Source organism: Lishizhenia sp., from assembly GCF_033720595.1.
Taxonomy (GTDB): Bacteria; Bacteroidota; Bacteroidia; order Flavobacteriales_D; family Crocinitomicaceae; genus Lishizhenia.
The window spans coordinates 1-15,125 of sequence record NZ_JAWWCF010000061.1 but is presented as its reverse complement, the minus strand read 5'-3'; the positions used below and the strand labels follow the sequence as shown (position 1 = coordinate 15,125).

16 protein-coding genes and 2 tRNA genes are annotated in these 15,125 nt (G+C 36.5%); 8 read left to right on the top strand and 10 right to left on the bottom strand.

Annotated features, from left to right (window positions below; translation table 11 throughout):
• The 7 genes from R3333_RS06245 to proS all read right to left on the bottom strand — a co-directional run.
• A partial coding sequence (locus R3333_RS06245) for a uroporphyrinogen decarboxylase family protein (protein ID WP_318957928.1) occupies positions 1-261 on the bottom strand: 261 nt, incomplete at its 3' end.
• Positions 262-341: 80 nt separating this feature from the next.
• Positions 342-1,004 (bottom strand): uracil-DNA glycosylase, encoded by a 663-nt coding sequence (gene ung, locus R3333_RS06240; protein WP_318957927.1) that lies wholly within the window; start codon positions 1,002-1,004, stop codon positions 342-344.
• A gap of 62 nt (positions 1,005-1,066) precedes the next feature.
• On the bottom strand, positions 1,067-1,318 hold the full coding sequence (rpsT, locus tag R3333_RS06235; protein ID WP_318957926.1) for a 30S ribosomal protein S20: 252 nt from the start codon (positions 1,316-1,318) through the stop codon (positions 1,067-1,069).
• Positions 1,319-1,350: 32 nt separating this feature from the next.
• Positions 1,351-1,422, bottom strand: a tRNA-Glu gene (locus tag R3333_RS06230).
• A gap of 86 nt (positions 1,423-1,508) precedes the next feature.
• A tRNA-Glu gene (locus R3333_RS06225) sits at positions 1,509-1,583 on the bottom strand.
• Between the two features lie 91 nt (positions 1,584-1,674).
• Positions 1,675-2,355, bottom strand: coding sequence for a hypothetical protein (locus R3333_RS06220; protein ID WP_318957925.1), 681 nt, complete (start codon positions 2,353-2,355; stop codon positions 1,675-1,677).
• A gap of 27 nt (positions 2,356-2,382) precedes the next feature.
• Positions 2,383-3,855: a proline--tRNA ligase gene (proS, locus tag R3333_RS06215; RefSeq protein WP_318957924.1), complete on the bottom strand. Its 1,473-nt coding sequence runs from the start codon at positions 3,853-3,855 to the stop codon at positions 2,383-2,385.
• 84 nt (positions 3,856-3,939) lie between these two features.
• On the opposite strand from proS, the gene R3333_RS06210 reads away from it, so the two are divergent.
• Both R3333_RS06210 and R3333_RS06205 read left to right on the top strand, forming a co-directional pair.
• Positions 3,940-5,010, top strand: coding sequence for a hypothetical protein (locus R3333_RS06210; protein ID WP_318957923.1), 1,071 nt, complete (start codon positions 3,940-3,942; stop codon positions 5,008-5,010).
• 2 nt (positions 5,011-5,012) lie between these two features.
• On the top strand, positions 5,013-6,515 hold the full coding sequence (locus R3333_RS06205; RefSeq protein WP_318957922.1) for a hypothetical protein: 1,503 nt from the start codon (positions 5,013-5,015) through the stop codon (positions 6,513-6,515).
• 51 nt (positions 6,516-6,566) lie between these two features.
• On the opposite strand, the gene R3333_RS06200 is transcribed toward R3333_RS06205, so the two are convergent.
• The 3 genes from R3333_RS06200 to R3333_RS06190 all read right to left on the bottom strand — a co-directional run bounded on the left by R3333_RS06200 (position 6,567) and on the right by R3333_RS06190 (position 9,882).
• Entirely contained in the window at positions 6,567-8,096 is a 1,530-nt protein-coding gene (locus R3333_RS06200) for a hypothetical protein (protein ID WP_318957921.1), read from the bottom strand.
• A gap of 79 nt (positions 8,097-8,175) precedes the next feature.
• A complete protein-coding gene (locus R3333_RS06195; protein WP_318957920.1) occupies positions 8,176-9,219 on the bottom strand; it encodes an NAD-dependent epimerase/dehydratase family protein in 1,044 nt (347 codons plus the stop codon).
• A 63-nt stretch (positions 9,220-9,282) separates the two neighbouring features.
• Entirely contained in the window at positions 9,283-9,882 is a 600-nt protein-coding gene (locus tag R3333_RS06190; protein ID WP_318957919.1) for an RNA polymerase sigma factor, read from the bottom strand.
• A gap of 262 nt (positions 9,883-10,144) precedes the next feature.
• Here R3333_RS06190 and R3333_RS06185 point away from each other — a divergent pair, with 262 nt between their 5' ends.
• The 6 genes from R3333_RS06185 to R3333_RS06160 form a co-directional block, all read left to right on the top strand.
• Complete coding sequence (locus R3333_RS06185) at positions 10,145-11,341, top strand: pyridoxal phosphate-dependent aminotransferase (RefSeq protein ID WP_318957918.1); 1,197 nt, start codon at positions 10,145-10,147, stop codon at positions 11,339-11,341.
• Positions 11,342-11,437: 96 nt separating this feature from the next.
• Positions 11,438-11,950, top strand: a complete 513-nt coding sequence (locus R3333_RS06180) for a CAP domain-containing protein (protein ID WP_318957917.1) — start codon at positions 11,438-11,440, stop codon at positions 11,948-11,950.
• Between the two features lie 130 nt (positions 11,951-12,080).
• Positions 12,081-13,166, top strand: coding sequence for an FUSC family protein (locus R3333_RS06175; protein WP_318957916.1), 1,086 nt, complete (start codon positions 12,081-12,083; stop codon positions 13,164-13,166).
• A 92-nt stretch (positions 13,167-13,258) separates the two neighbouring features.
• Positions 13,259-14,083, top strand: coding sequence for a 4,5-DOPA dioxygenase extradiol (gene ygiD / locus R3333_RS06170; RefSeq protein ID WP_318957915.1), 825 nt, complete (start codon positions 13,259-13,261; stop codon positions 14,081-14,083).
• 1 nt (position 14,084) lies between these two features.
• On the top strand, positions 14,085-14,654 hold the full coding sequence (locus tag R3333_RS06165; RefSeq protein ID WP_318957914.1) for a Crp/Fnr family transcriptional regulator: 570 nt from the start codon (positions 14,085-14,087) through the stop codon (positions 14,652-14,654).
• A 61-nt stretch (positions 14,655-14,715) separates the two neighbouring features.
• On the top strand, positions 14,716-15,125 hold a 410-nt coding region (locus R3333_RS06160), incomplete at its 3' end, for an SRPBCC domain-containing protein (RefSeq protein ID WP_318957913.1).

Below are 15,125 nucleotides of genomic sequence, written 5' to 3'. Positions count from 1 at the left end.
CTCCAAGCCCATAGCCTCAGGTACTACTAAAATATCTGAAAAGACAATTGCCGCATCTACTCCTAAAAGGTCTACCGGTTGTATTGTTACTTCAGCAGCCAATTCAGGCGTCTCTACCAATTCCTTAAAACCAGAAAGTGAAGATCTTACAGCTCTATATTCAGGTAAAATTCTTCCTGCCTGACGCATTAACCATACAGGGTAACGCTCTATTTCTTCTCCACGTGCAGCACGTAGAATTAAATCATTCTTAATTTCCATCGCAAGCAAAGATAAATAGTTTTCGAGAAAATTTAAGTGATTCAGAGAGAATATTCAACGGCATGTTTTCAGGTTAATTTCTACCAGTTTATTGGTGCTTTGTTATGCTTAATCAAATATTCATTACACTTTGAAAAATGCCTATTTCCGAACCAATGACCTCGATTTGCACTTAGCGGTGATGGGTGTCCACTTTCTAAGATAAGATGTTTGTTGGCATCAATTAATTTGACCTTCTTTCTGGCATAACCACCCCACAATAAAAAAACAAGATTTGATTTCTCCTCCGAAAGTAAGGCTATCACACGATCTGTAAAGGTTTCCCAACCTTGCTTTTGGTGACTTCCCGCTTCACCTCCTCTTACGGTTAAGGTAGCATTGAGTAAAAGCACTCCTTGATTAGCCCACTCCTGAAGACTTCCTGTAAAAGGAATTTCATTACCAACATCTTCTTTGAGTTCCAATAAGATATTTCTTAAGGAAGGGGGGAAATTAACACCAGGAGGTACTGAAAAGCACAAACCATCTGCCTGGCCTGGTCCATGGTAAGGATCTTGACCTAAAATCACCACCCTTGCATCTTCTAATGCACAAGAATTAAAAGCATGAAAAACATGATCTTTCTTGGGGTAGATAGGATGTTTACCCTCATATTCAGCTTCTACAAATTTCTGAAGCTCTTGAAAATACTCCTGCTGCATTTCCTCCTCCAGCAGGCCTTTCCAATCTTTTGTTAATTCCATATTACTGAAAACACAAAAAGGAGACTCGTTTGGAGTCTCCTTAAAATTTCTTTATAAGCTTCTTACAACGTTGCGATGTGTGCAGCTAATCCTGACTTTAAGTTCGCAGCTTTGTTCTTGTGAATAATGTTTCTCTTCGCTAATTTGTCTAACATTGAAGAAACAGTTGGGAACATTTTTTCCGCTTCGCTCTTATCAGTTGTAGCACGCAAATCTCTAATCGCATTACGTGTCGTCTTGTGCTGATATTTGTTACGAAGTTTTTTAGCTTCGTTTGATCTTATTCTTTTTTGTGCTGACTTATGATTCGCCATTATCTTTCTTGTTTATTATGCTGTTAGCTTTGTAGCCCATAGGAGAATCGAACTCCTGTTTCCAGGATGAAAACCTGGCGTCCTAACCACTAGACGAATGGGCCGTTGTTACGGGTGACAAAAGTAATACTTATTTTTTAATTAGCAACTAAAAAATCATTTTAGTAAAACTTTTTTTTGATGTCAATTTTGGTAGCCCATAGGAGAATCGAACTCCTGTTTCCAGGATGAAAACCTGGCGTCCTAACCACTAGACGAATGGGCCTTTTTCAAGTCTGCTAAGCTCGTTTGCTTTGCGATTGCGGGTGCAAATATACACACATTTCTTAAACCCGCAATACTTTTTTTGAAAAAAATTAAATTATTTTTTCTTGCTCTGCCTGGAACTTAAACCCTAGACGTTTGCTCGTCTTCATTTGAAGACTGGAACTCAATGATTTAATCTGCATAACGCTTACTACATTCACTTTTTCGTAAGGTGGAGAAATTAAATCAAATTCTATGGCATGTATAAAAGTTCGCTCTACTATGTCTTTCCAAATCTCTTTAGAAAGGGTAGAATTTACAAAGTCGCGGAACAAAAAACCTAGCTGACCTTTACCTTCTACTAGGAAGTGATTTTCTTTATTTAAGAATACTCTACCTATTAAAAAACCGGCATCGTTCATTCTTCCTTGCAAAAAAGATTCTGCAAGGAAGTTATAAACGTTTATCACCCCACAATATCCCATACCTTTATTGTTCGCTAAATAAGAAGACTTCCACAAGGGGTTATCATCCGTAAATCGAAAAACATTTGTATGCATATTAAAAACTAAAACATCACTACCTATATAAGCGTGAATTTCAAAGTCACCTTTATCCTCATAAAAAAGACGAACTCTATCATTTTTCAATTCAGACTTTAAGCAATCCAACTCAGTTTTAACAACCTCTTTAAAGATTTGAAACTGTTCTTTCGTGTTATCAAACACATCTTGCTTTAATACCGCCCTATTCAATAAAAGGTCTTTGATCTTTTCTGTACACTCTCCCATGGCTTAGTTTTAGTTTTTGGGTATATTTTAATATGCTTTCGCAAACAAAACTCTTCCCTTAGAAGGTTTACCAGTCACCATACATGTCCCCTCCTCTTTTTCAGTAAAAGGAATACATCTAATCGTAGCCTTAGTCTCGTTCTTGATTTGCTCTTCTGTTTCTATTGTTCCATCCCAGTGAGCTGAAACGAAACCACCATCTTTCTCAATTATCTCTTTGAATTCATCGTAAGAGTTTGCTTCGCGGATGTTTTCATCTCTGAAAGCTTTAGATCTATTCAATAAATTCTCTTGAATCTCATCTAAAAGATTAATGATGTATTGATCCACACCTTCAAAATCTACTAAATTCTTCTCTTTTGTATCACGACGCGCAACCTCTGCTTTACCGTTGGCTAAATCTCTTTGTCCTATAGCTAATCTTACAGGAACACCCTTTGTTTCGTATTCAGCAAATTTCCATCCTGGTCTACGGTTGTCATCATCATCAAACTTAACGCTTACACCTTGCTTTTTTAAAGCCTCTATTACAGGAGTTATTTTCTCTGTAATTGCTGCTAATTGTTCTTCTCCTTTGTATATAGGAATGATGGCAACTTGAATCGGTGCTAAGGCCGGTGGTAAAACCAATCCTTCATCATCCGAATGTGTCATAATTAATGCTCCCATCAAACGAGTAGAAACTCCCCAAGAAGTTGCCCAAACGTGTTCTTGTTTTCCTTCTTTATCTGAGAACTTCACATCAAATGCCTTGGCAAAGTTTTGACCAAGGAAGTGAGAAGTACCCGCCTGAAGTGCTTTACCATCTTGCATCATTGCTTCAATACAATATGTTTCGTCGGCACCAGCAAATCTTTCACTTTCCGTTTTCAATCCTTTGATCACCGGCATCGCCATGTAATTTTCTGCAAAATCAGCATAAACTTCCAACATTTGTTCCGCTTCAGCTATTGCCTCTGCCTTTGTTGCATGCGCAGTGTGACCTTCTTGCCAAAGGAACTCTGCAGTTCTTAAAAACAAACGCGTTCTCAATTCCCAACGTACAACATTCGCCCATTGGTTTATTTTAATCGGTAAGTCACGGTAAGATTGAATCCACTTACCAAAAGAATTCCAGATGATCGTTTCAGACGTTGGACGTACAATTAATTCCTCTTCTAATTTCGCGTCCGGATCTACAACAACTCCATCACCAGCTTCATTGGTCTTTAATCTGTAATGCGTAACTACCGCACATTCTTTAGCAAATCCATCAACGTGAGCAGCTTCTTTACTTAAGTAAGATTTTGGAATAAAAATTGGAAAATAGGCGTTAGAGTGCCCAGTTTCTTTAAACTTTGCATCTAATATCTCTTTCATCTTCTCCCAAATCGCAAAACCGTATGGTTTAATTACCATACAACCTCTTACGTCAGAGTGCTCAGCTAAATCAGCTTTTCCAACCAACTCATTGTACCAGCTAGAATAGTCCTCTGATCTTTTCGTTAATTTCTGTGCCATATAAAACGGTATAATTATTGTATCTTTTGTTCACAACAAAGGTAAAAACTTTGCCTTATTATGAATTTTATAAAAGACAAAACTATGAAAAATTTGATCGCGTTTAGTACAGTTTGTCTTGCAGGACTTTTTCTCGGCTCTTGTGCCACCTCTGGTTCAATAGCGGATAATGACGTCTATATGCAACAACCCACTGCCTCTACCCTATTCGAAGACGAAACGGATCCTACTTCCTTTGCCAATTTTAAAGCGCAAGAAAGAGAGGAAATTATCGTTACACAAGACCATTTCACTCCTTTTAGAGGGAATTTTACTGTAATCAACAATTTTGGTAATATGGGCTCGCCCTTTTTCCCGTCTCCTTATTACGGACATATGCATTTAGTTCCTTATTATTATAATGGCTTTTACCAAGGGCTTACTTATGGGTATGGATATAGTATATATGGAAACCCTTATTATAATCCGTATATGTGGATGAATCAACATCAAGTATTCATCGGTCCAAATTTTTATTACGGTTACGGACAATACAGTAATGGATTTGGCGGGTACGGAGGAAATGTTGCCAGCCATAACCCCAATCACTTCTATCAACACAGAACTACACCTACTGTAGGTGCTCCAAGAAATTCTAATTATCCATCTACCTTAAAAAATAGTCCAGCTGTAATTCATAATACACCGAGAACACCAGGAAGAGTGGATAGAAACAATAACATTGCACAACAGCAAACGGTAAGAAGAAATATAGGTACGAGCTACCAAATTGGAAGTGGAAAACCGAATAGAACCGTAAAAAACTCAGGCTCTTCTGCAGTTAAACCGTCCGGACAACAATCTTATACAGGGAATGCACAATCAAAACAACCTACACGAACGTATAGGTCGCCACAATCCTCTTCTCAAGAAAGAACAACACAACCTATAAACGGTAGTAGTAGAAGATCTGCTGGATCAACTTCCTCAGGAAGATCAACAACTTTAGGTACTCCTACCAACGGAAATGGTGTGAAAATCACAACACCGCGCAGCAGTACACGCCCTACACCGAGTACAAGTTCTGGTGGATCATCAAGGTCGTCCAGTGGAACTAGTGGAGGTTCGAGAAGGTCTAGTTCAGGAGGTTCAACATCAACATCTAGAAGAAGGTAGACATGAAGAAATATTTAACATTAACATTAGGGATATTAATCTCCCAACTTTCTATTGCCCAAAACGAAGATGACGCTTTACGTTACAGTATGACGGATTACCAAGGTTCAGCACGTTTTGAAGCCATGGCAGGATCTTTTGGAGCATTAGGAGCTGACTTTTCCAGTAGTCAAATTAACCCTGCAGGAATCGCAAGGTTTTCTACGAGTCAATTTTCTTTTAGTTTTCGCAATAATTTAATAGACACACGTAGTACTTACGCCAATCAACAAAGTAATGATTTCGGGAACGCCTTTAAAATGGGTACCCTTGGCCTTGTATTAACCACAGACCAATCTACCTCTCGTTCAGGTATCACTTTTAGTCAATTCACTCTAGGATACACACGCGTCAATAACTACCACTCGAACATTCAAATTTCCGGAAGAAATGATGTTTCTCTGTTAGATGAGTTTGTAGCCTTAGGTGATGGAATATCTCCAGACAATGATGATATTTATTTTTACCGCCCCTTTACCACAGGTTTAGCTTATGAGGTTTATTTATTAGATTATGACTATCCAAACCAAGAATACTATTCGTCTTTGAATAATCCTTCTATTTCTTCGCGCACAGTGAACCAAACTCGAAATATTGAAAAACGCGGAGGTATGGGAGATTACAACATTGGTTTCTCCTTGAATTATTTAAACCGTTTCTACTTTGGGGCCAACGCAAATTATAGAACAGTAAATTACAAAGAAGAGTATACGCATACGGAAACTGCTGTTGCAGACCAAGAAGTAAACTTTGAGTATTTTGATTATATCTACAATTTAGAAACGAGCGGTGGTGGATTTAATATGAAGTTAGGATTCTTATACTTACACTCCGAAGCACTTCGCATGGGCTTATCTTTAGAGACTCCTAGTTTCTTGCGCTTAACAGATAACTGGACAGCTAGAATGAAGGCTTCCATCTACAATGGTACAGAATATGTTGAAACAAAAACAGCCGTTGATTTCATTCCTACTGGGGAATACGACTATAGAATTTGGACCCCTATGAAAACAAAAGCATCTATCGCCTATGTTTTTAACATGAAGGGATCTATCAATGTAGATGTGGAGCATGTTGCGTACAATACAGCGCGATTAAAGCCTATATTGACGAATAACGACAATTATGATTTCGCCACGGAAAACCAAGAAGTTAGAAATCAATATAGAAATGTTTTAAATCTAAGAATTGGAGGTGAATTATCCATTGGTGGTACATTCTTCGTTCGAGGTGGATATGCATTCTTACCAAGTCCGTACAAAAAAGAAATATCGAAAAACTATTCAACGCAGCTCATTACGATGGGAATAGGTAAAAAATGGAGAAACTCACAGATCGACATTGCCTACAAAAACAAAATATTCGACCAAGAGTACTTCATGGTGAACCCAACGTTTGGGGATGTAGGCAGCACAATATCTACTGCATCCAATTCAATAATACTTTCTTACACATTAATATTCTAGCAACAAAAAAGGCTTTCAAAATTTGAAAGCCTTTTTTTTATATCCTTAAAATTATTTCAATTTAGCCACCACTGCTTCGGTAAAACTAATGTTATTCAGCTTGGCATCTAACCACGCTTCTATATCCACATACTCTAGAGCAACACGTTCATCATAATCTTTCATTAACTCACGTGTTTCGGCAGCCATATCCTCGAGAATTTTTTGTTCATTCTCTTTATCACCAGCTTTTGCCAGTTGTTTTACCTGTTTTACAAACACATTTTCAATCTTGTGATCTCTTTCCGTTTTGTTGAGGTATCTATTCGTAGATTTCACAACATATTCTAAGAAATCTAAGTTTCCAAGTTCATAATGTATGATCAGGTTTAACAAACGAGAGAAACTGTAAATATCTTGTCTTAAATTCTGCTCATTATCATTCAATACATCATTAATGTAACTCAATGCTGTTTTATAGTCCGCTAAACCAAAATATGTATACGCGAGATTAAATGAAAACAGTAGCTGTTGCTCTTTGTTAACCTTATCTCCATACTTTTCAACTCCTGCATTAATTTCAGGTACAAGATCCTTGGCTTTTTCAAACTGCCCCATGTGATTGAAAAGGTGTAATTGTTCGTTACACGTAATGGTGAAAAGTCTTACTTCAAAATCTATATTTTTAAAGTTCTTATCCTTTTTCAAAGCACTGATTTCATCCAAACATTTTTGTGCACTTTCGAAATCATTCTCATCCATATGACACCTCAATAAGTGTGAGAGTGTAAAGATGTATCGCTTTCCTAAATCCTTTTTGATTTTAGGATTGTGATCCAATATATATTTGGTTCGGTTAAAAAACTTATAACTGTCTGTATACTCCCTGCTTGTTGCAGCACACAATCCTTTGATATAATAACAAATAGAAGCTGCCCTAGAGCTCAGCGCTGTATTTTTCCCTTTAATTAAATGATGATTTGCAATATCCGATACTACCTTTCTTTCCTCGGCATTTCGGGTGAAACCTCCAGATCTAAAAATGTAATTGATTTTAGAGTACAGTACTTGGTATTCTGCAAGGTTCCTTAGTTTATCTATAACATCTGATTCTTCCTCAATAAGAGCATCTAAATCTCTGTCGAATTTTCCGGCTTCAAATGCCTCTTCCAAAAGTTTCTTTTCCCAAGAAATCAACTCAAACCAGTAGTAGAATTTTTCGTATTCTTCTGCTATTTTTTTCGCACGCTTTAAGAATTTCTCACACTCCTTGTAAAGTGCTTTTTTGTAGAGTATCTCAATATTTTTTATCTCTTGCTTCAATAAACTATTGATACTCTGATCAGAGTAATAAGACCTTAAACTTTTCAAAATCAGTTTATACAAATGATTTTTCTCTGAGGGAAGATGCTTGATAAAAGTTTCATCTTTAAAATATTCCTTCAGCTCTTCCTCATCGTAATCCTCTTGCTTTTCGATAAAGTCAAAAATTTTCAAATAGTTTTTCTCTCCTGATTGTAAAGAAGAAGATAACTTAAAAAATCTTTTCTCGGATTTTGATAACGACTGTATCAATTTAAAAAGTTCTGTGCTCGGCTTCATTCTGGTTTTACTTCTGCGTTTATTTCCTATTCAACCCTTGGTTAAATATAAGTTTTATACATTCTAAAATACAAAGAATTTATTTTTTCAATATCCCATCATTAATTAATTGATGCGCATGGTCTAGTATAGTCTCCTCTACAGGTCTATACTCCATTCCCAACTCTTCTTTAGAACGCGTATTATCAAATTTTAATGGAATACCGATGTTCTTTTTCACATATGACCATGATAAGCCAGCCATAATAGGACCCAGGAGATAAAACAGGAATTTAGGCAACACCTTACTTCCTATCTTATAGGCTTTCCCAAACTCTTGGCGCAAGATGTTGGACATTTCCAACATCGTCATACTTTTATTACTACATATAAAACGCCCCTTTAGTGCCGTATTTTCCAGAGCCATAATGTGAGCTTTTGCAACATCTCTTACATCCACCACTCCAAAATACAATTCGGGCATTCCCATCGCCATTTTTCCGTTGAGTAAATTCAACATAAAATCAATACTAGTGCTGTCCGTTCGCTTCGTTAAAGAAGGTCCTAAAATAAACCCAGGATTTATACTCACCAAGCTCCAAGTTGAAGTCAAAGACAAGGCTAGAGCCTCCTTTTCCGCCACCGTTTTAGAATAATTATAAGGCTGATGAGATATAGAACTAGTTGCATTCCAGTTTTTCTCAGAAAAAGCATCTCCCTCTATCATTTCCACATCTATTGCATCTCCATACACGGCAACAATACTAGAGGTTTGAATAACGCGTTCAATATCTCCTTTGCTCGCTGCATTCAAAACATTTCTTGTTCCAATTACTGCAGGATCTACCAATTCTTTTTTCGGATTTTTTATGCCTTCTATTTTAAAAGGACTCGCAGTATGAATAAGTGATTTAGCACCTTTCATAACATCATCATAGCTGCCCTCTTCCAACAAATCTGCCTCGTAAATAGATAGTTTATTCGGGTATTTTTCTTGAAGCTTAAGAATTAGTTCTTCTTTTTGCGTTTTTGCCAAACTTCTTGTGGTTATTCTAACTTCATACTCTTTTTCTAAAAGTTGAGTAAGAATGTGAGATCCTAAATAACCCGTTGCACCTGTTAAAACTACTGGAGATAATATCATACAAATTCCTTTAAACAAAAAAAGCCTGTTTCAAATAAAACAGGCCTCAATATAATTAAATAATTATGCTATTTCCGTCACCAGATTGTGTTTCTCTATCATTTTTCTCAAATTAATGATAGCATAACGCATACGCCCTAAAGCTGTGTTAATGCTAATATCTTTTTCGAAGGCGATGTCTTTAAATGACATGTCTTTGAAAATACGCATATGCACAATTTCCTTTTGCGTTTCAGGTAAGTGATCTATTAGTCCGACCATTTGCTGTTCAAGCTCATCTTTCATCAATCCCTCCTCTACATTCTTGTCTGTTAAACTCAACACAGAAAAAATATTGAATTCATCCGACTTAGAACTAGATTCTGAAATCATTCTTGTTTTATTTGCTTTTCTGAAGTGGTCAATCACCAAGTTGTGCGCTATACGCATTGCCCATGGTAAAAACTTTCCTTCTTCGTTGTAGGCTCCTCTTCTCAGTGTATTCACAATTTTCACAAAAGTATCTTGGAAGATATCCTGACTTAAAGCATGGTCACGAATTTTCATATAAACAAAACCATAGATTTTGTCTTTGTGACGCATTAATAAAGTTTCGAAAGCTTGTTCTTTTCCTTTTAAATATAACGCAACGAGTTGTTGGTCTGTGAGTTCTTGCATAGCCATAATTTACCCTGTTTAGAGATTAAATAATTTCAATTCTTTTCGTAGAGTAAATGTTTATGCTATAAGCTATTGTATTTAAAAGTTATCGTTTTTGCGAACTCCAAATATAGTACAAATCTCGGACCATAACAAGGAATTCTATATATAAAGAACGAAACTGATTCTAAAAGGGTTGCATGAAAAGTAAAAAAAAGAACAGAATTTCACCCAAAACTTAGTTCTATTGCAAATGGGAGTATTATTTTTGGCAAAAAATTATTGTATGCCAAGTATCTCAGAAAAAGCACAATTGATGCCAGCATCACCAATTCGTAAATTGGTTCCTTATGCTGAGCAAGCAAAGAAGGCTGGTAAAACGGTTTTCCATTTAAATATTGGTCAGCCAGATATTGAAACTCCAGAAGTAGCCAGAGAAGCTATTAAGAATACGGATATTAAAGTATTGGAATACTCACATTCTGCTGGTTTCGAATCGTACAGAGAAGGATTATCTGAATACTATAAAAAGTCAGGAATTAATGTAAACAAAGATCAAATCTTGGTTACAACAGGTGGTTCTGAGGCTTTGACATTTGGATTTATGTCTTGCTGTAACCCTGGTGATGAAGTGATTATCCCTGAACCTTTTTATGCCAACTACAATGGTTTTGCTACAGCAGCTGGTTTAAATGTAGTTCCTGTAACTTCATCAATTGAAGAAGGTTTTGCATTACCGGCAATTTCTGAAATAGAAAAGTTAATCACTCCAAAGACGAAGTGTATCGTTATTTGTAACCCTGGAAATCCTACAGGTTACCTATACTCAAAAGAAGAAATTCAGCAGTTAGGTGAATTAGTGAAGAAACACGATATCTTCTTATTCGCAGATGAGGTATACAGAGAATTTTGTTACGATGGAGCTCAACCTTTCAGCGTAATGCAATTAGAAGGACTAGATGATAACGTTGTTTTAATTGATTCTGTTTCTAAGCGTTACTCAATGTGTGGAGCTCGTATTGGAGCTTTGATTACAAAAAATGAAGAAGTGATGGCTTCTGCATTGAAATTCGGTCAAGCAAGATTATCTCCTCCCACTTATGCACAAGTTGCAGCGGAGGCGGCTCTACAAACTCCTCAATCTTACTTTGATGATGTAATTGCAGAATACGTAGAAAGAAGAAACATCATGGTAGATGGATTAAACAAAATTCCAGGTGTATTTTGTCCAAAACCAAAAGGAGCATTCTATGCTGTTGCTAAATTCCCAGTGGATGATGCAGAGAAATTCTGTCAATGGTTATTAGAAGACTTTGACTACAATGGAAAAACAGTAATGATGGCGCCATGTGCAGGGTTCTACTCTACTCCAGGTTTAGGAAAACAAGAAGCGCGTATTGCTTACGTATTGAATAAAGAAGCATTGGAAGAATCTTTAGTTTGCTTAGAAAAAGCATTGGAGGTTTATCCAGGAAAAATATAAACACACACCCGTGTTTCAGAAAGTCTCAACATTGTGTTGGGACTTTTTTTATGCCTTTGAATAAAATTTTCTGACTTTTCTACGTTAGAATAAGTAATGAGAACAGTATTTATCCTACTAGTAAGTGTATTTTGTTTGTCTGCGAGTTCTACCGTTAAATTCACAGCAATCAACCGTGATGAATTGCGTCATGAAATAACCCTTTTGGTAAATGAACTCAGAAAGAAAAAGAATCGTTCTCAACTCCGTTACAACGACACGCTCAAAAAAGCAGCGCAACATCATAGTGACTATGTAGCAAAAAGGGATAAACTTACCCATTACGAGGGCTACTATAAATACAGGTCACCTAAAGACAGAGTAAAAGCTTATGGTGGAACTAATTTTGGAACTGTGGGAGAAAATGTTCTCTTTACAACCCTAGATTATACGACCTACGATCCTGCTAAAATCAAAGCCTTGGCAAAAGAAGCCTTTGACTTATGGTACAAATCACCAGGCCATTACAAAAACATGGTTTTTAAAGATTTAAGTTATGCAGATATTGGAATAGCCATTCATTACCCAAAAAAACGTATCTACATCACCCAAGTATTCGGAGAAAAATAAAGACGATTGATTTTTCTAAATCTTAATCATTTTTAAAGCTCTGTATTAAATTGACCAAATACCTTAATTAATAAGGGAAGCATCAATATTTTTAGGAGAAGACCTTGTACCTTTGCAAAAAAATAGATGCATGCTCTACAAGGAAGCGATAAAAAAAGAAATTCTAAACCTTTTTCATTTAAAGCAAAACAACAGGGCTTTGTCCATTCCTTTTTTAGCTGCATTTTCTGTGGGAGTACCGATATTAACAGGTTACTTTTTGGGGAATTTACAATATGGAATTTATGCCTGTATTAGTGGATTGGTCATTTTATACCTTCCCCATAAAGGATCTCTAACACACAGAATGATTACCGTACTCATTAGCTCTTTTGGATTCATGGCCTCTTTTGCTTTGGGATTGTTATTCAGTTTTAACCCTTACGTCGCCTCCGTTGCTTTGGGTGTCTTTGCCTTTGCGGTTCATTGGGTAGTACTTTATTACAAAACTTCACCACCTGGAAGTTTCTTCTTTATTCTTATTGCTTCCATGGCCTTATCCAATCCTTTTGATTTAGCACAGATACCAGCTAAGACTGGATTAATTGGATTAGGAACTATTTTCACATGCATATTAGCACTCAGTTATACCGCTTTCATGGTGAGAAAAGAAGCCAATGCCGGTACCAGAGAGGCTCCAAAAATGATACAGAAAAACAGTTTTGCCAACTCCATGGAAGCCATAATCATGGGTGTTTTCATGTTTCTTTCATTATTGATAGGACACTTACTAGATTTCGACAAACCTTATTGGATTCCAATTTCTTGCTCAGCAGTAATGATGGGTGCTTCACTTTACCACATCTGGCAACGAACCCTACACAGAATTCTCGGAACATTCATCGGTATGGGACTCTCATGGCTTATCTTAAATGTAATTGACACCGCTTTGGGAATTTGTATTGCAATTATCGTATTACAGTTTATTATTGAAATGCTCATAACACGTCAATATGTATTGGCTGTGATTTTCATTACTCCTATGACTATACTAATGGCTGAGGCTGCTAGTCCAATGATGCAAAGTCCCAACGAACTTATTCAACTACGATTAATAGAAATCGTAATCGGAAGTATACTCGGTGCCATTGGAGGATGGTTTTTGTACAAAGAAAAGATACGCTATCACGCTATAAGAGGCTTGCAAAAAATATCCTTGACGGTAAAGAGAAAGTAATTGCTTTAATTTTTACAGAAAGCTTTAAAAGGACAAAATTCTAGTGCTTCTTCTTCGTAAATTGATGATATTTATAATCTAAACAAGCAAGGATGAACTTAAATTACCTGGATAAACTCTCCAAAAGCTTTGGTTCCACACCAAAAATGCCTGTATTGTTTTTAGGACATGGTTCTCCTATGAATGCTATAGAAGAAAACGAATTTGTTGAAGGGTTTAGAAAACTGTCCACAGAATTACCTATACCCAAGGCCATATTATGCATATCGGCACATTGGGAAACCAATGGAACGATGGTAACCGCAATGGAAAATCCACCAACTATACATGATTTTAGTGGTTTTCCTCAAGAACTCTTCGATGTAGAATACCCTGCTCCTGGTCATCCCTTATTGGCTTATGCTACCAAGGAAATACTATCCAGTACAACTGTTGATTTAGACCATGCTTGGGGACTAGACCATGGTGCTTGGAGTGTGATTAAACATCTCTATCCCAATGCGAATATTCCAGTTGTACAATTAAGTATAGATAGAAGAAAAGATGCCGAATATCATCACAAACTGGCCAAACAATTAAGTGTACTTAGAGAACGAGGTGTATTAATTATTGGAAGTGGAAATATGGTACACAACCTTAGAAAGGTGGCGTGGGATAAGATAAATGAAGAATATGCCTATGATTGGGCCCAAGAAGCCAGTACTAAAATGAAATCTTTTGTATTGAGTAACGATTATAAAAACTTGATAAATTACCGCAATCAAGGAGAGGCCTACGACATGGCCATTCCTACACCAGAGCACTACCTTCCTCTCCTCTATACTATGGGACTATTTCAGAAAAAAGATGAAATTGAATTGTTCAACGATAAAGCTGTTGCGGGTTCATTAACCATGACTTCTGTAAAAATCTATTAGTTTGGAACTTATACAACACATACAAAATCACTTTAGAATACCGCTCGATGAGGTACCTAGAGTAGCAGAATTGTTTAAACCAAAACAATTTCAAAAAGGAAGTTTCTATTCTAAAAAAGGAAGTTATTGTACGCAATTATCTTTTCTTCAAAAAGGGCATATTAGAATATTTGACCAACATAAGGATAAAGAAATCACCCAATGGATTGCCGGACCAGGTCAACTTATTACCGACTTAAGAAGTTTTGTTTTCCAACATCCCTCTCGCTGGCAAATGCAATGTTTAGATGACGTTGAGCTTTTTAGCATAGCTAGAAATGATTTTGAAAAAATTCATCAACTTGTTCCCAATTGGGCACAAATAGAAAAAGAATTTATTTCCGACTGTTTTATCACGCTAGAAAATCGAGTTTTCAGTCATTTATCCATGACTGCCGAAGAAAGATACCAGCATCTTTATACATACAACCCTAGTATTTTCAACAGCGTACCTCAACAATATTTAGCCTCCATGTTAGGAATGACTCCTGAAACGTTTAGCAGAATTAGAAAGAAAGCAGTACTTTCTTGATCTATATCAAGTCGACGCCATCGTTTGTTCACGAACTTAGTACCTACAAACAAAACATATTATGGCTAAAACAATAACAACACAAATTACTATCGCGGCACCGGTTCATGAAGTATGGAAAGTATTGATGAACACGAAGGATTACCCGGAATGGAACCCTTTTGTAAAAGAATTAAACGGGGATCTGGTTGAAGGAAAAAAAATAACTGTTGCATTACCCGGAATGAAATTTAAACCTATGGTTGAAGTAGTGCATGAAAACAAAGAGTTTCGTTGGCAAGGACATTTGCTCTTCCGAGGTGTTTTTGATGGTCAACATCAATTTTTACTGGAAGCCATTTCAGACAACCAAACCTTATTAACACATCAAGAGCATTTTAAAGGAATTTTAGTACCCTTCATGAAGAAAATGTTGGAAGGTGATACTAAAAGTGGATTCATTGCAATGAATGAGGCATTAAAAGCCAAGGT